Origin of the sequence: Methylocapsa sp. D3K7 (assembly GCF_029855125.1) — a bacterium.
Taxonomy (GTDB): Bacteria; Pseudomonadota; Alphaproteobacteria; order Rhizobiales; family Beijerinckiaceae; genus Methylocapsa.
This window is the reverse complement of sequence record NZ_CP123229.1, coordinates 1,434,773-1,448,818: the sequence shown is the minus strand read 5'-3', so window position 1 is coordinate 1,448,818 and position 14,046 is coordinate 1,434,773. Positions and strand designations below refer to the sequence as shown.

Genomic DNA, 14,046 nt, shown 5'->3' with positions numbered 1-14,046 from the left:
ATGACCAAAAAAAGCGTGGAGCCTCGGATCACCCTGACGGAAGGGTCCATCCGTGTTCACTGGGGACCGAGGACTGTGACGATCCTGCCCCTGGCGAGCCCGGCCAATACCGAAGACCCGCCGGATTTCATTGTCGATTTGGACTCGATTTTGAATTGGGACGCGCCGCACGACGAAATCGAAATCGAGGTCGAGGAGCTGCAAAAGATCGTGCAAGCGATCGAGGAAGAATTCGACACCCTCGGGCTCGTGGTGGAGTTTGATTAGGGCTTGATCCTAAAACTTGGCTGAGTCTTGCAATAAAGCCATGCCCAATTCTGGGAGTTTGAAATCCAGCGCCAGCCGGAGCATGCGCATTGCACTGCTTGGTCCTTGCATTGCAGATAAGGTGGTTGGCCTGCGTTGCGCCAATTGCGGATCTTAAGAAATTTCGGGAACGGTCAACGATGGGTCATTCCTAAACGATAGTTTTGCGCCGCGACATAAATGATTTGATTTCGAAGGAGCCGGCATGGGCAGGTCAATGAAATTCATCGCGGGCGGTGTGCTCATTGTGGCCGCCATCGCAGCGGCGGCCATTTATGCATACTGGAACGAATCTGTTCAGATTGTCTCAATGGGGGTAAATTATATCCGCTATATGGGCGCGCCGGCCGGAACCATCTCCACCGAGGTCGCGGCGGGCTTCAAGCAACCATTGCCCACGTCCCAAAACGCGCCTGCGTCGGCCAATGACGCCGATCCGGGACGGGACGATTGGCCGAGCTACAACAAAACGCTGACGTCAAATCGTTTTTCGCCGCTGAACCAGATCACCGCTGCCAATGCCGGAAATCTGAAGATTCTCTGCACCTATGACACGGGGCAATATACGGGATTTACGAGCGGCTTGCTGAAGGTCGGCGGCGCTCTGATTTTCACAACCGAATATGATATCTTTTCGATCGATCCCAATGATTGCAGCCAAAACTGGCGCACTCACGAAGACTATCAGGCGGCGACGCCACAGGGTGTGTCTCGCGGCGCCGCCTATCTCGATGGCGCGCTCTTCCGCGGCACGCAGGATGGGCGTGTTCTCGCCTATGATTTCAAAACCGGCAAACGGCTTTGGGAGACGGCCATCGCCGACCCTAAGAAGGGCGAAAGCGCGCCTGCCGCGCCGATTGCATGGAATGGTCTTGTCTTCATCGGCAACGCCGGCGGAGACCTCAAGGGCGTCAAGGGCCGCATGTATGCGCTTGACGCCAAGACCGGACAGATCGTCTGGGAGTTTTATCTTGTCCCGAAAACCCCTGGCGACGTTGAACGTGGGCCGCAAGGCAAATCTTCGCTTGACGATTCCACCTGGCTGACGACGCCCGACTCACCGATAACGGGGGGCGCGACCTGGACATCCTATACGCTCGACCCCGAAAACGGTCTGCTATATGTCCCGGGCGGCAATCCCGCCCCTGACTTTGCGACTGGCATGCGGGAAGGCAGCAATCTCTATACCGGTTCGGTTATCGTCCTCGACGCCAAAACTGGAAATTATCAAACGCATTACAAGATCGTTCCGAAAGATTGGCACGACTGGGATGTGTCCGGCGCACCGGTGCTCATTAAGACGGCGGCAGGCAAAAGCGTCATGGTTCTCGCTCCGAAGGACGGCCATCTTTATGGTTTCGACCTTGCAACTCAGGCATTGCTCTATCGAGAGCCCGTAACGAAGGTCGAGAATGCCGACGCCGAATTTGCAGCTGGCCAGCCGGTCCATTTCTGCCCCGGCTCGATTGGTGGCGCCGAATGGAACGGACCGGGGTACGATCCATCGAACAATCTCGTCATGATTGGCGAGGTGGAATGGTGCACGACGGTGACCTTGCAAAAACAGGAACAACTAAAAGCGGCCAAGCTGGGACAACCGTGGGCTGGCGAGGCGTCGATCAATCCTTTCAATGTTTGGGGCAAGCAGGATCCGTTCGGGCAATGGGCTGGCTGGGTCTATGCGATCGACGCCGATAGCGGCCAATGGCGCTGGCGGGCAAAGACCAATTATCCGGTCCAAAGCGGCATGACGCCAACTGCTGGGGGGATCGTTTTTTTCGGCGACATGGGTGGCAATTTTTATGCACTCGACACGAAGGACGGGCATAAATTATGGGGCCGGAAAATCGGCGGCGCCGTCGGCGGCGGCGTTATCACCTATATGGCGGGCCAATCGCAACGGGTCGCGGTCGCCACCGGCCTGACCGAAATCCTGTGGCCGACGGAAATCACCACCGCCAAGGTTTCCATTCTCGGAGTCGATTAAGTTCTGTGCGAAGGCCGAAGACGCGTTGGATTTCGTTGTCGATTTGGACTCGATCTTTAGCTAGGAGGTGCTGCAGAAGATCGTGTAATGCTCCGGCCATTTGCGTCCCCCGATGACTGCGCAATTCACATTACACGGTCTATGGTAAGTGACGATTGTGTAGAAGAACAATCACGCCGGTTCGCGCGAGCTTTCATCCCATGGGTCCTACTATATATCTAATATGGTAAAACTTAGGTCCATTGATTCCATAAGTTGACTCTACGTTGGGTGAAGGCTTTACTGTCTTGGAGGCTCCCAGCATCGATGCGTAAAGTGTGCAATGGCGTGAACAGTTTAATTTTAGCAGGAATGCCATGCTCAAGCGCATTCTGAAGATTGCTTTCGGCGCAACGCTATTAGCCATATTTTCTGGTGGTATCTCCCACGCTCAAAGATTACCAGGATGTCCTGGCACAGGGTGTGGTGGGCCAGAGCCGTGGGATCTGCACTCTCCTCGTCATAGTGGCCACCAAGACAGGCTCATGGATTCCGATGATCGCAGGCATTGTTGTCGGGGCGATGATGGAGAACTGCGGCCACCACGATCAGGTACATCTTCTGAGCACCCTGAATGATTGGGCAATCGAGTTATGCAGGTATAGATGCTATCAACATTACCGAAATTGGCCGACAAAGCCTTCATAATTGGTTTTTTATCACCCGTGATTATGTTTTTAGGAGCGTTGCTTTATTTATTTTCAGACATACCAAGTATATCATATATAACTAAATTCATAGTCGATGTTGGTAACGTAGAGAAGATAATATATATTGTAATGACTGTATGGTGTCTATCGATTATTACCATGATGTTAAATCATCGGCTATATCAAATCGCTGAAGGTTATAAATGGCCAGTTTCGATGATTCCTCTAAGAGTCGGTCCGGAAAGTTCATCAATTCAGACAAAGCTTTCTGAGCGTGAGACGAATTGAGGCGAGACGGAGAAAAGCGAGTGCGTTTCGGGTGAGATTTTCGAAGTCTTTGGCCAAGCGGCGGCAACGATTAAGCCAAGCGAAGGTGCGTTCGACAACCCAACGTCGCGGCAGAAGCTCAAACCCTTTGGCCTGATCGGAGCGTTTGACGATTTCGATTTGTATATGCGGCAGGATTTTGGCCGACGCCTTTTGAAAGACCGGGCCCTGATATCCGCCATCAGCAAAGAGCTTTTGTAAAAACGGATACAAGCCGAACAAGGTCGACAGAACAAGCACGCCACCATCCCGATCTTGAATGTCGGCGGGATGCACCACTGCATGCAGCAGCAGGCCTAGCGTATCGACGAGGATATGGCGCTTCTTGCCTTTGATCTTCTTGCCAGCATCATAGCCGCTCGGATCGATGCGGCGCCCCCTTTTTCCGCGCTCTTTACGCTCTGGCTGTCGATGACGCAGGCCGTCGGGCTCGCTTCACGATCCATGGCTTCGCGACACTTCACGTAGAGCGCGTGATGAATGCGATCCAGCGTGCCGTCCCAGTTCCAAAGGTCGAAATAACCAAACAGCGTGCTCTTGGGCGGCAGATCTTTGGGAACGTAACGCCACTGGCATCCCGTGCTCAGCACATACATGAGACCGTTCACGATTTCCCGCGGCTCAACAGAGCGCTTGCGTCCGCCACGTTTGGCCGGTGGAATAATCGGCTCGATGTGCGACCACTCATCGTCCGTCAGATCGCTCGGATAGCGCAGTTTGTCACGATTGTATTTCGGGCGGTTTTCGGACGTCCACATTGGCGGCCTCTCATCGAATCAGGCAGCCGCCAATGAATCACAAATGATTCATCCGATTCAACTACTTCCCGGACGGACACTAATACCAAAGGTCATAGCGACTGACCGACGTGAGCCCATTCTCGCATCCCGATGGATGTGATTGTTTCAGGCTGGGCTATGAGCTTTCGCCAGGCGGCGCAGGCTGCGTCGATGATGGCATCGTAATTTTCGAAGACGGTGTTTGAGAGCCAGTTCTGACGCAGATACTGCCAGATGTTCTCGACCGGGTTCAGTTCCGGCGCGCGCGAAGGCAGGAAGATCGGCGTGATGTTTTCGGGCACGTTGAGCTGGCTGGTGGTGTGCCATCCGGCCCTGTCGAGCAGCAGGACGGCATGCGCACCCTTGGCGACGTTGTGCGAGATTTCGTCGAGATGGAGCTGCATCATGCCGGTGTCCGCATAAGGCAACGCGAGGGCCGCCCCAACGCCGCGGGCGGGGCAGATCGCGCCAAACAGATAGGCGTTGTCGTAGCGCTGGTCGGCGGGCTGCCTTGGCCTCGTTCCACGCCTGGCCCACTGGCGGACGAGGCCATTCTTCTGGCCGATCCGGGCTTCGTCCTGGAACCAGACTTCGACCGGCGTCGTCTCTGGCAGTTTGTCGAGATGAGCCTTCAGCGCGCGCGGGAAGTTTTTTTGAACGCCTCGACGATCTGTTCGTCCTGGGCTGGATGGCGCGGCCTTGCGCTGATGTGCGAGAAGCCGAGCTTCTTCAAAAGCTTTCCAACGTAGCGCTCGTGGAAGTCGACGCCGAACCTCTCGGCGATGATGCGCCTGAGGTCCACCCGGCGCCAACGCACGACGCCATCCTTCTCACGATCCGGCCCGGCCTCGACGATTGTCGCGAACTCGGCCAACTGCGCGGCTGACAGGCGCGGCGCGGGGCCCTCTGTCCAGTTGTCGATGAGGCCCTCTGGCCCGGTGGCGTTGAAGCGATGGACCCAGTCGCGCAGCGTCTGCCGATCCATCCCGCCGATCTTGGCCGCCGCCCTCCGATCCATCCCGTCCCGCACTGCCGCCAGCGATAACAGCCGGCGACTCTGGTTGACGTTCTTTGAGCGCCGGGCCAACACCCGAAGCTCCTTGGCCAAATAGTCCTCTCGCAATTTCACCGCTGATGGCATGGCGCGAATCCTCCGCGCCAAGGGAATCAGAAAACCGCCGCCAAGGGAATCCACTCAATGAGTCATCCCGCGGGGCCATTAGTATAAGTTGGGAAAAGCGTCGCTTCGAAGTAAAGAGCCAGCAGCTTGAACTGCTGCGCCAACAGTGGATAGATGAGGGCGATGACTTCCCTTATGAGCTCCAGCATCAATATGAGGAGCTTCTTAGGAAATTTGTGGCTGAATTTCCGTCTGAGCCAAGATTGATACTTCCTACGCGGTTTGGAAACGCTATTCGGGCGTTTGAGGATTATTCCAGACGAATTTATGGTGCCGACAGTATAGCCCTGTGGATTCACCTATGTACTGTGATTCCAAAAGATTTTCAAGCCGCCGTTGAAAACGCTCGAGCGCAGGTTAGTTTTTTACTAAACTTGATTTATTTTGCAATATTAGTATGTATGTTGTCCTCGTTCCGATTCTTATTAAGTTTATACGTTGATAATCCATTCGATCTACCCGTCACTAAAATCGGAGGTATTTTAGCTCCTAACAGCATAGCTTTTGCACTTATCGCTCTTTGCGCTGCGCTGCTGGCGAATGCAGCTTACAAATTTTCGATCGAAAGAATTGACGAGTGGGGCGCGTTGGTCAAGGCAGCTTTTGATTGTTACCTGCCAGATTTGGCTAAGAAGCTCGGTTATAAGTTGCCTTTGAATGGGGACGACCAGCGGCGGTTCTGGACCGCGATGAGTCGTAGAGCGATTTATCACCGGTCCTTTAGGCCGGAATCTTGGCCCCGCGCGGATGACGCGGATAACGTTATCGACCGTCACGAAATTAGTTCGGACAATAACCAGGAAAACGTCAGCGAGGCAGATGAGGACGCACCTTCCGCTAAGGGGGAAGTTGGCTAAAAAATAGGAAAATTGGGGTACTTCTGCTTGTGCCTAAAACTTTTGGCTGCGGCGCGGTTCAATATGAAAGTTTGTAACCACTTATACCAAAGGTCATAGCGACTGACCGACGTGAGCCCATTCTCGCATCCCGATGGATGTGATTGTTTCAGGCTGGGCTATGAGCTTTCGCCAGGCGGCGCAGGCTGCGTCGATGATGGCATCGTAATTTTCGAAGACGGTGTTTGAGAGCCAGTTCTGACGCAGATACTGCCAGATGTTCTCGACCGGGTTCAGTTCCGGCGCGCGCGAAGGCAGGAAGATCGGCGTGATGTTTTCGGGCACGTTGAGCTGGCTGGTGGTGTGCCATCCGGCCCTGTCGAGCAGCAGGACGGCATGCGCACCCTTGGCGACGTTGTGCGAGATTTCGTCGAGATGGAGCTGCATCATGCCGGTGTCCGCATAAGGCAACGCGAGGGCCGCCCCAACGCCGCGGGCGGGGCAGATCGCGCCAAACAGATAGGCGTTGTCGTAGCGCTGGTCGGCGGGCTGCCTTGGCCTCGTTCCACGCCTGGCCCACTGGCGGACGAGGCCATTCTTCTGGCCGATCCGGGCTTCGTCCTGGAACCAGACTTCGACCGGCGTCGTCTCTGGCAGTTTGTCGAGATGAGCCTTCAGCGCGCGCGGGAAGTTTTTTTGAACGCCTCGACGATCTGTTCGTCCTGGGCTGGATGGCGCGGCCTTGCGCTGATGTGCGAGAAGCCGAGCTTCTTCAAAAGCTTTCCAACGTAGCGCTCGTGGAAGTCGACGCCGAACCTCTCGGCGATGATGCGCCTGAGGTCCACCCGGCGCCAACGCACGACGCCATCCTTCTCACGATCCGGCCCGGCCTCGACGATTGTCGCGAACTCGGCCAACTGCGCGGCTGACAGGCGCGGCGCGGGGCCCTCTGTCCAGTTGTCGATGAGGCCCTCTGGCCCGGTGGCGTTGAAGCGATGGACCCAGTCGCGCAGCGTCTGCCGATCCATCCCGCCGATCTTGGCCGCCGCCCTCCGATCCATCCCGTCCCGCACTGCCGCCAGCGATAACAGCCGGCGACTCTGGTTGACGTTCTTTGAGCGCCGGGCCAACACCCGAAGCTCCTTGGCCAAATAGTCCTCTCGCAATTTCACCGCTGATGGCATGGCGCGAATCCTCCGCGCCAAGGGAATCAGAAAACCGCCGCCAAGGGAATCCACTCAATGAGTCATCCCGCGGGGCCATTAGTATAACATAGCACATGTCGATCTCTTCCATGGTCCAGCGTCGACCTGCAGCATCAAAATTTTTGTGGCCTTGTCAGCCGGGATCTTCATCGGCGAACTGGTTCACGGATGCGATCGGCTTCAGAGCAGCCATTCCAGCAGTCTCTTTCCGGTTTCCACGAATAGCATTTCTCGTTGCTTGCGAGGCGAGTTCTATCGTTGCGGCGGCGATGTCTTTCAACCATCGGGCGAACCCGGCAGGATCTTTTGCCGCCTCTCTCACCAAATGAAAACGCGGCGGCGCATCGTCAGCGCCACGCGAACCGGTGTGCGCTTTGCGGACAAACGACCGGAGCGCCTGTCTCATCGTGCCGCCCACCACCTTGAACGCGTCGCGCGCCGGTAACAGTCCGGCGAAGACTCCGGATACGATGCGGGCCGTGTTGGCATCCTCGTGCGCGCGCTCCGCCAAGACCTTTGATGCTTTGATCCATAACGGCGTGAGCGCCCGGTTGCTGATGAGCTGCACGATGAGCCGGGAGAAGGCCATGTCGTAGCGCATTTCGCTTTCGACCCGCGCCGCATAGGGCGCGAGGGCGCGCGCCGAAAAATCATTCGTTCGCAGACAGGGCGCCAGCGTCTCGGCTGCCCAGCGGCCGCTCAGCAGTGCGTATTGGATGCCCTCGCCGTTCAGCGGATTGATCAGTCCCGCCGCATCGCCGATCAGCATGACGCGCCCGGACATGATCGGCAGCCGGGGATTGAAGGTGATCAAAGGCCAGCCCTTGACGGTGCCGCGCAGCTGCGCATGGCGCAGGCGCGCGGCAAGCGCCGCATCCTCGTCCATCAGACGGCGCAGCATATCCGCGGGAGTTTGATTGTGGGCGGGCCAGGTTTCGAGCGCCATGCCGAGCCCGACATTCGCCTCGCCATTGCCGGTTGGGAACAGCCAGCAGTAACCTGGAAAGGAGCTGCGGCCGAAATAGACGTCGAGCTGGTCGCCGGGTCCCTCGACATCGGTGAAGTAGGCGCGCGAGGCGATAAACCTGTCGCGCCGTGGCGGCGCCGATCCGCGCAGGAGCCTTGCCACCGCCGAACTGCCGCCGTCGGCGCCAATGAGCTGGCGGCAGCGCAACGTAAATGGACCTTTTGCGCTCGCCACTTCCACGCAAACAGAATCGGCGCTGGCGGCAAAATCCGTCAGCGAACATAATTCCATGACCTTTGCACCGGCACGCCGCGCGGCATCGAGAATGAAATTGTCGAGCGTGAACCGTGGAATCACCCGGCCGTAGGGCGGCAAGCCCTCGATGACGGGGAACGGCCGCGCGATCAGCGCTTCGCCGTCGATAAAAAGCGCGGCCCGTCGCACGATATTGGTTTTCGAGTAGCCATCCGATTGCGAGATGCCGAGAGAGTCCAGCTCGATCAGCGCGGACGGCCCGACAAAATCGCCGCAGACCTTATCGCGGGGAAAAGCCGCGCGATCGAGGAGGATGACGGACGCTCCCAGGCGCGTCAGATGGCACGCGGCCGCTGCCCCTGCCGGCCCGGCCCCGGCGATGATAACATCCGCGTCGTAAGCTGGATTCATCCGCTACATAGACCATTTCTGGAAAAATCCTCAACCTGGATTGTACTCCCCGGACGAAGGGTCACAGTCTTGCGTGGCTGCCGTCGCAAAGCGGTTCGGCTTTGGAATGTTTGCAGCCGCAGAAATAGGACGTCCCGGTTTTTTCCGCCGTCCAGGCGACGGGCGTGATGCCGGTGTCCTTGTGTGAGCCATCACAGAAAGGTTGTTTGTTCGACAACCCGCAGGCGCACCAATAATAGGTTTTCCCCGCCTCGACGTTGGCGGGATACGGCGCCTTCTGGGCTATCTGGCGTTCTGTCATTTTGGCTCTCCTGAACGGGGACTGCGGAAGCATAATGAAAGCTTGTCGTTGCTAATAGATGTCGGTGAGGATTATGTTTCATCCTTAACCTTCAACTGAGTCGAAAAAGGAATGAAGATGGCGCGATGTTTCGTGATGCAGCCTTTCGACGAAGGAGAATTCGATAAGCGATTCGATGAGGTATATCGGTGAGGATTATGTTTCATCCTTAACCTTCAACTGAGTCGAAAAAGGAATGAAGATGGCGCGATGTTTCGTGATGCAGCCTTTCGACGAAGGAGAATTCGATAAGCGATTCGATGAGGTATATAAGGAAGCTATCGAAAATGCTGGCTTCGACGCCTATAGAGTAGACCGTGACCCGGGTGCATCTATACCCATCCAACATATAGAGAGTGAAATAAAAGATTCGGCAGTTTGCTTTGTCGATATCAGTCTTGATAACCCCAATGTATGGTTCGAGTTTGGATATGCAATTTGTGCACAAAAGCCGATTTGTATCGTCTGTTCGTATGAGCGAACAAAGTTCCCGTTCGATGTTCAGCATCGCAAAATAATAAGGTATAAAACATCTTCTCCTAGCGATTTTAATTCGCTCAAGGAAAACATAGTTGAGAGATTTATTGCAATTCAGGAAAGAGAGCTCAAAATTGAGACAATGTTAGCCGCTCCTTCAGTTGCGCAGTCTGATAATTTATCTGCCCTTGATTTTACCACTCTCTGTGTAATATTTGAGAACCAAGCTGCTCAAGCGCACTGGCTATCTTATTCTCGTATAGTAAATGGTTTGGATAGGTTAGGGTATACTAAATTAGCGGCAAGAGCGTCTCTTGAAAGCTTGCTTCGACAAGAACTCATAGAATGCGGCAGTCGCGAAGCCGACACGTTTTATTACCGGTTATCGGATAGTGGTTCCGCGTATGTAATGGGGAACCTTGACAAAGTTGCTTTGAAGAAAACGGCGAATAATCACACCTGAAAATTTGTCGTTTCAACTTCCCTGCCGCAGGTTTGCCCGCACCGTTGCGCGCATGGCATCGATGGGGGCGAGCCTGCCTTCGCGTTCGCAGTGCCAAAAAGTCCAGCCGTTGCACGCGGGCAGGCCTTGCGCCAGGGCGCCGATCTTGTGGATCGAGCCGGTGATGGCACCGATGGACACTGTGCCCTCCGCGCGCACCAGCGCGCTATGGCGCTTTTTCTCGTCGGTGAGAATCTCGCCGGGCCGGATCAGTCCCGCTTCGACGACCGTGGAAAAAGCAATGCGCGGTTCGGAGCGCTTGTTTGGAACCATCTCGATGGCGCCCGCCGGAAGAGCGGCGATGGATTGAAGCCGGGCGTGGGCCGCCTTGGCATAGGCCGCGTCGCGTTCGATGCCGATAAACGAGCGCCCAAGGCTTTTCGCGGCGGCGCCCGTCGTCCCCGAGCCGAAAAACGGATCGAGAATGACATCGCCCTTATGCGAGGCGGCGAGCAGGATGCGAGATAACAAAGCCTCCGGCTTTTGCGTTGGATGCGCCTTGCGGCCGGACGCATCTTTCAGACGCTCAGCGCCCGTGCAAAGCGGGAAAAACCAATCGGAGCGGACTTGGCAATCCTCGTTGCCGGCCTTCAGCAATTCATAGTTGAATGTATAGTTTTTGGCGGAGGCGCTTTTCGCCGCCCAGATGAGTGTCTCATGCGCATTGGTGAAGCGCCGCCCGCGAAAGTTGGGCATCGGATTGGCTTTTCGCCAGATGATATCGTTCAAGATCCAAAAGCCGAGGTCTTGCAGGATCGAACCGACCCGGAAAATATTGTGATAGGAGCCGATGACGAAAATCGTCGCGTCGTTCTTCATGACGCGGCGGGCGGCGGCAAGCCAGGATCTGGTAAAGTTATCGTAATCAGCAAAGCTCGCGAATTTGTCCCAATCGTCATCGACGGCATCGACGAGGCTTTGGTCGGGCCGCGAGAGGACGCTTTCGAGTTGCAGATTGTAGGGCGGATCGGCGAAGACAAGATCGACGCATTCCGGCGGCAGTTTGGCCATCTCGGTGAGACAATCGCCGACGGCGATGGTATCGAGGCGCAGCGTGGCGGAACGCGCCGGCAAAATCCCAGTACGCATTACCTTGATCTGGGACATCCGGCCGGGCGCCCCGGCACGTTGGCTACGCATGAACTGAACCGGTACGCACCGCGAGGAGCCGCGAAGGGCGGCCCGGACGAGCGAACATTCGTCATCCTGCGAGGAGTCTGCGTTAGGTGGGGTAAAGACCGGGTTTAAGGGGCAAACGCGCGACTGTCCCTTTTTCGCACGTGCGGAGGATTAGATGCGTTGACTGGCGGCGAAAGGCCGGAAACTCAACCGGTGAAAAGGGCAGGGCCCGTGCTCGGCGATCGCCGCGAGATGGATTTTCGTGGCATAGCCAAAATGCGTGCTGAACCGATAGACGGGGTAATGAACGCATAGACGCCGCATGAGACGGTCGCGGCTAACTTTGGCAATGATGGAGGCGGCGGCGATCGATCCGCTGAGGGTGTCGCCCTTGATGATCGTCTCGGCGGGCTGGAAAAGATCGGGCGGCAGATCATTGCCGTCGATGAGGACATGGCGGGGCGCCATTGGAAGCGCCCTTAGTGCCCGCCGCATGGCCAAAAAATTCGCCTGGCGTATATTGAGGCGGTCGATTTCCGCCGCCGTTGCAAAGGCAACCGCCACGGCGAGGGCATGCCGCAGGATGTCCTCATAGAGGCGGTCGCGGTCCTCGGGTGTAAGCTGCTTTGAATCGTTGAGACCGCGCGGCAGGCGGCGCGGATCGAGAATGACGGCGGCGGCGGCGACTGGTCCCGCGAGGGGGCCGCGTCCGGCTTCATCGATTCCCGCGACCGGCCAAATGCCGCGCTTCAGCAAGGCCCGCTCGACACGAAAATCTGGTTTTCGCGGCTGGCCCATGGCTTGACGCGCCGTTCAGCAGGCAGCTTGATCTGAGGCGCTTATTTCTTGCCGAAGCTGAGACCGCCGAACCGCGAATTGAAGCGCGACAAACGGCCGCCGCGATCGAGCAATTGCTGCGAGCCGCCGGTCCAGGCCGGATGGGTCGTCGGATCGATGTCGAGGTTCAGCGTGTCGCCCGGGCTGCCATAGGTCGAGCGGGTGAAAAACTCGGTTTTGTCGGTCATGACCACTTTGATCATGTGATATTGGGGGTGAATACCGGGTTTCATTGAAAAGTCCTCTGAGTTCGGTCCGCAGCCGCCCGCGCGCAACGTCTTCGATGGGCTGAATATTTATGCCGCCCTATAGCCCAACCACTCCCTCTATACAAGCTTTTGGACCGGACAAAGCTTTACTCCGGCCGTGCAAAAGTGTACCCCGTTTCCGCAATGGACCCGGTGCGACCGTTGCGGTTGCGCCGGGCTTATTTTTGGCGGCTCCGTAAACCTTTCGAGGCCGCCGCACAAAGCGACTGAGTTCGATGGCGAATGTGGTGGTGGTCGGCGCCCAATGGGGCGACGAGGGAAAAGGCAAGATCGTCGATTGGCTGTCGCTGGAGGCCGATATTGTGGTCCGCTTTCAAGGCGGCCACAATGCTGGGCATACGCTCGTCATCGACAAAAAGGTCTATAAGCTCACTCTGTTGCCCTCCGGCATCGTGAGGCCGGGAAAACTCTCGATCATCGGCAATGGCGTCGTTCTCGATCCGCATCATTTTGTGGAGGAGGTTGCGATGCTCACGGCACAAGGCGTTGAGATTTCCCCGAAAAATCTGAAGATCGCCGAGAATGTGACGCTGATCCTGGGTCTGCACCGGGAGCTTGACGCGCATCGCGAGTCGGCCAGCGGCGAAGCGTTGAAGATCGGCACCACCAAGCGCGGTATCGGTCCCGCCTATGAAGATAAGGTTGGCCGCCGGGCAATCCGGCTCATGGATTTGGCCGAACCGGACACTTTGAATCAAAAAATCGCCCGGCTGCTGGCCCATCACGAGCCTCTTCGAAAGGGTCTCGGGCTTGAGCCGGTCACCGCGCAAGCCGTTCGGGCCGAACTCGACAGCGTCGCTGGCAAAATCCTTCCCTATATGGACGCGACCTGGGACCTGCTCGAAACAGCGCGGCGGGCCGGCAAGCGTATCCTCTTTGAGGGCGCGCAGGGTGCGTTGCTCGATGTGGATCATGGCACCTATCCTTTCGTGACCTCGTCGAACACGGTCGCCGGAAATGCCTCGACCGGATCGGGCGTTGGCCCGAAAGCGATCGGCTATGTCCTGGGAATTGCCAAAGCCTATACGACGCGGGTCGGCGGGGGGCCTTTTCCGACTGAACTTGCCGATGCGGTGGGCGAGCGGATCGGTGACCGGGGCCATGAGTTTGGAACCAACACCGGCCGGCGCAGGCGGTGCGGGTGGTTCGATGCGGTTCTCATGCGCCAAGCCGTCAAAACCTCCGGGATCGACGGAATCGCTTTGACAAAGCTCGATGTGCTTGATGGATTTCAAGAGATCAAAGTCTGCGTTGGCTACACGCTTGACGGAAAGCGCGTCGACCGGCTGCCGGCGAGCCAAGCGGCGCAGGCCAGGGTGGTTCCGGTTTATGAATCAATCGAGGGGTGGGACGGTCCGACGGCTGGCGCGCGCTCTTGGGCCGCGCTTCCGGCGCAGGCCATCAAATATGTACGGCGGATCGAGGAGCTAATCGAGGCGCCGGTGGCGCTTCTTTCCACGAGCCCCGAGCGCGCCGATACGATCCTGGTTTACGATCCTTTCCGCGACTGATTGAGCAAATTTTCAAGGCGGGATTGACGGAAGGCCGTTCAAATGCTCT

General features: G+C 57.0%; 13 protein-coding genes. 5 read left to right on the top strand and 8 right to left on the bottom strand.

Translation table 11 applies throughout. The features are described 5' to 3' along the window. Window positions 1–267, top strand: a complete 267-nt coding sequence (locus QEV83_RS06590) for an Imm74 family immunity protein (RefSeq protein ID WP_280130420.1) — start codon at window positions 1–3, stop codon at window positions 265–267. Between the two features lie 244 nt (window positions 268–511). Then, entirely contained in the window at window positions 512–2,293 is a 1,782-nt protein-coding gene (locus tag QEV83_RS06585) for a PQQ-binding-like beta-propeller repeat protein (RefSeq protein WP_280130419.1), read from the top strand. Between the two features lie 938 nt (window positions 2,294–3,231). Here the strand turns inward: QEV83_RS06585 and QEV83_RS06580 are convergent. Both QEV83_RS06580 and QEV83_RS06575 read right to left on the bottom strand, forming a co-directional pair. Continuing rightward, window positions 3,232–4,067, bottom strand: a protein-coding gene (locus tag QEV83_RS06580; protein WP_280129447.1) for an IS5 family transposase whose coding sequence is annotated in 2 segments (ribosomal slippage) — window positions 3,232–3,656 and window positions 3,656–4,067 — 837 coding nt in all. Because the reading frame shifts where the segments join, the coding sequence is not laid out codon by codon here. Window positions 4,068–4,159: 92 nt separating this feature from the next. Continuing rightward, a protein-coding gene (locus QEV83_RS06575; protein WP_280127821.1) for an IS630 family transposase occupies window positions 4,160–5,229 on the bottom strand; the annotation gives its coding sequence in 2 pieces (ribosomal slippage) (window positions 4,160–4,743 and window positions 4,743–5,229; 1,071 coding nt in all). Here QEV83_RS06575 and QEV83_RS06570 point away from each other — a divergent pair. Beyond that, window positions 5,223–6,125: a hypothetical protein gene (locus tag QEV83_RS06570; protein ID WP_280130418.1), complete on the top strand. Its 903-nt coding sequence runs from the start codon at window positions 5,223–5,225 to the stop codon at window positions 6,123–6,125. The two genes, QEV83_RS06575 and QEV83_RS06570, sit on opposite strands and share 7 nt — an antisense overlap. A gap of 93 nt (window positions 6,126–6,218) precedes the next feature. On the opposite strand, the gene QEV83_RS06565 is transcribed toward QEV83_RS06570, so the two are convergent. From QEV83_RS06565 to QEV83_RS06555, 3 genes are all read right to left on the bottom strand, one after another. Continuing rightward, window positions 6,219–7,288 (bottom strand): IS630 family transposase gene (locus QEV83_RS06565; RefSeq protein ID WP_280127821.1). Its coding sequence is split into 2 segments (ribosomal slippage): window positions 6,219–6,802 and window positions 6,802–7,288, totalling 1,071 coding nucleotides; the frame shifts between segments, so codons are not numbered across the junction. Window positions 7,289–7,442: 154 nt separating this feature from the next. Next, a complete protein-coding gene (locus QEV83_RS06560; protein ID WP_280130417.1) occupies window positions 7,443–8,942 on the bottom strand; it encodes a geranylgeranyl reductase family protein in 1,500 nt (499 codons plus the stop codon). 61 nt (window positions 8,943–9,003) lie between these two features. Next, window positions 9,004–9,243 (bottom strand): CDGSH iron-sulfur domain-containing protein, encoded by a 240-nt coding sequence (locus QEV83_RS06555; RefSeq protein ID WP_280130416.1) that lies wholly within the window; start codon window positions 9,241–9,243, stop codon window positions 9,004–9,006. A gap of 256 nt (window positions 9,244–9,499) precedes the next feature. On the opposite strand from QEV83_RS06555, the gene QEV83_RS06550 reads away from it, so the two are divergent. Continuing rightward, the gene (locus tag QEV83_RS06550; RefSeq protein WP_280130415.1) at window positions 9,500–10,222 is read left to right on the top strand and encodes a hypothetical protein; all 723 of its coding nucleotides are present in this window, start codon (window positions 9,500–9,502) and stop codon (window positions 10,220–10,222) included. A 12-nt stretch (window positions 10,223–10,234) separates the two neighbouring features. On the opposite strand, the gene QEV83_RS06545 is transcribed toward QEV83_RS06550, so the two are convergent. The 3 genes from QEV83_RS06545 to rpmE form a co-directional block, all read right to left on the bottom strand. After that, on the bottom strand, window positions 10,235–11,350 hold the full coding sequence (locus QEV83_RS06545) for a site-specific DNA-methyltransferase (RefSeq protein ID WP_280130988.1): 1,116 nt from the start codon (window positions 11,348–11,350) through the stop codon (window positions 10,235–10,237). A 201-nt stretch (window positions 11,351–11,551) separates the two neighbouring features. Beyond that, window positions 11,552–12,178 carry a ribonuclease HII gene (locus QEV83_RS06540; protein WP_280130414.1) on the bottom strand — a complete coding sequence of 209 codons (627 nt, stop codon included), beginning with the start codon at window positions 12,176–12,178 and terminating at the stop codon, window positions 11,552–11,554. 41 nt (window positions 12,179–12,219) lie between these two features. Beyond that, window positions 12,220–12,450: a 50S ribosomal protein L31 gene (rpmE, locus tag QEV83_RS06535; protein WP_280130413.1), complete on the bottom strand. Its 231-nt coding sequence runs from the start codon at window positions 12,448–12,450 to the stop codon at window positions 12,220–12,222. A 251-nt stretch (window positions 12,451–12,701) separates the two neighbouring features. Between rpmE and QEV83_RS06530 the strand changes: the two genes are divergently transcribed. Next, window positions 12,702–13,997: an adenylosuccinate synthase gene (locus QEV83_RS06530; protein ID WP_280130412.1), complete on the top strand. Its 1,296-nt coding sequence runs from the start codon at window positions 12,702–12,704 to the stop codon at window positions 13,995–13,997. Window positions 13,998–14,046 lie beyond the last annotated feature (49 nt).